Raw genomic sequence first — 2,139 nt, 5'->3', positions numbered from 1 at the left:
CAGACAATAGATGCATCACAATGTATTGGGTGTGGATTATGTGCCAGTGCGTGTAGTTCACATGCTATAACATTAAAAGAAAAAGCATCAGCACCCGATATTCCAGCTACAGTCACTGATATGGGAATTAAAGTTGCTCAGGAAAAGGGCAGGTTGGATAAATTTATTGAGGTTATGAAAAAATAATATAAAAAGGGAGTGCACGCTGCACTCCCTACTCATATATTTACATTCCTAACATAGCTTTTTTAAGGCTTTCCTGAACTGGTTTTGGTCCCAACCAGATAGCAAATAAAGCTTTCTTAAGATCAAGCCCAGCAACCGAACCCAATGTTGTAGTCTTCTTTGTTTCGGATGCAGTGAATACTGCTGTTAGCCCTGCTTTAGGATCATATCCTAACTGAATTACATCACCTTTCTTGAAATCAACAGCATCAAAAAGCTTTAAGAATGCATCCTGTTTGGCAGTTGCATAGCCACTTGAAGCTGCCTGTGCAAATCCTTCCTTTGTTGCTTCTAAAAATCTTTCTTTGGTTAGCAACTTAGAGTCAATAACCAGAACAACCGCCATTGGTTCATTTGCTTCAACTATTGCAGTTGCATCAGCATTTTTAAGGCTTTCTGGTACCCACAGTGTTGCATAGTACACTGTTCCAAGAATCCCTTTTGTTCTTTTACCGGTACCTTTCTTTAGCAGTTCTTTCCCGCCAACGGTCAATGAAAAAACATCTGACATCATACATACTGCAACCAACAAAGCTATTACAACTAGTATACTTTTACGCATGCTTAACCTCCTGCATGATATTAGTTTTTATGTTATATAGTAACTATATTTTACTCTTGTTATAGTCAATCAAATTTTCTCTGTTCTATAATAATTGACAGCGTATCCATAACATCATAAAAATCATCCCACTCGTAGTATTCTTTGTCCTTGGGCAAAAACTTTTTTAAAAGACCTCTTGCAAACACAATATTTGCATATTTTGCCATTTCAATATCAGTTGGCCCATCACCTATTGCAATTGTACATTGTGAGTGATAGTTACTCATGATCTTAGCTTTTGCAACCAGTTCACCTTCATATTCGTAATCAGAATACACTTTAAGATACTCACCACTTGCATCAATCTTTGCTGCATAAACACCTGCTACCTTTTCTTTCAGATATCCTAACTTTCGCACTACACTATCATACAATCCGCCAGAAATAATTACCACTGGAATTTTGTGAGCATTACAGTAATCCAAAAATTCCGGAAAGCCTGCTCTCATTTCTTTATCATCTATGTACGATAGCATCTGTGGATATAACGATGATGGCAACGACTCCAGTAGTTGTCGAACACCTTCACGGATAGTTATTTCCTTTGCCCACATCTTTTTCCCAATTGTGTCAAATAACTCGGGAGCATAGGTTTTACACATCCCAACAAAAGTTTCAACAGTTGTTATGGTTCCATCAAAATCACAGAATACTATATGAGAGTATTGTGGTTTCATTTTCCAAGCGATAGTAACCAAAATAAAAATATTCTATTAAGCATCGCCTTTTGATTTTTCAAGAAGCACTGTGGCATTATATACAATGTTTTGCGAGGTATGTGCCAACTGTTGAATCTCATCAACCATTTGCGACACAACCTCATTCATATGTTCAATGGCTTTGGCACTAGCTTCAATTGCAGCTTTCTGCTCTTCGGTACCTGCACCAATATTTTTTGCCAATTCTACATTCTTTTCCATCTGCTCTATGATATTTTTTATGTATTTTTCTTCTACAGTAACACTGTCCTGCAATATCTTGATTTTTGACGAGCTTTCTGCCATTCGGGCTATCAAGTCCTTTAACATCTCAGCTGTTGCACGGATAACCTCAACACCTGTTTCAGTAGTTTTAGTGCTCTGCACCAGGACTTTCTCAATATCCTTTATGCTTTCAGAAGTTTGATATGCCAGTTTGCCTATTTCATCCGCAACAACTGCAAAGCCCCTTCCATATTCTCCTGCGCGTGCAGCTTCAATACTGGCATTGAGTGATAATAAATTAATCCTATCAGCAATATCAACAATTACGCTTATAGTCTCTGAAATCTTCTGGCTCTGTGCACGTATCTGATTAATAGTTGATTCCAC

At 37.7% G+C, this 2,139-nt stretch carries 4 protein-coding genes (1 of these 4 only partly in view); 1 reads left to right on the top strand and 3 read right to left on the bottom strand.

The genetic code is table 11. The features are described from left to right. The coding region (locus tag N3F66_14785; GenBank protein ID MCX8125412.1) for a 4Fe-4S binding protein at positions 1-186 on the top strand (186 nt) is incomplete at its 5' end. Between the two features lie 40 nt (positions 187-226). On the opposite strand, the gene N3F66_14780 is transcribed toward N3F66_14785, so the two are convergent. The 3 genes from N3F66_14780 to N3F66_14770 all read right to left on the bottom strand — a co-directional run. Next, the gene (locus N3F66_14780) at positions 227-787 is read right to left on the bottom strand and encodes a chalcone isomerase family protein (GenBank protein ID MCX8125411.1); all 561 of its coding nucleotides are present in this window, start codon (positions 785-787) and stop codon (positions 227-229) included. A 65-nt stretch (positions 788-852) separates the two neighbouring features. Beyond that, positions 853-1,506, bottom strand: coding sequence for a haloacid dehalogenase-like hydrolase (locus N3F66_14775; protein MCX8125410.1), 654 nt, complete (start codon positions 1,504-1,506; stop codon positions 853-855). Positions 1,507-1,542: 36 nt separating this feature from the next. Then, positions 1,543-2,139, bottom strand: partial view of a methyl-accepting chemotaxis protein gene (locus N3F66_14770; protein MCX8125409.1) — the 3' end only. Its footprint extends 1,062 nt past the window's final position; the window shows 597 of its 1,659 coding nt (coding positions 1,063-1,659); its start codon lies off the right edge, out of view — the gene reads right to left on this strand; its stop codon occupies positions 1,543-1,545.

Source organism: Spirochaetota bacterium, from assembly GCA_026414805.1.
Taxonomy (GTDB): Bacteria; Spirochaetota; UBA4802; order UBA4802; family UB4802; genus UBA4802.
This window is presented reverse-complemented; position numbering and strand designations above follow the sequence as displayed.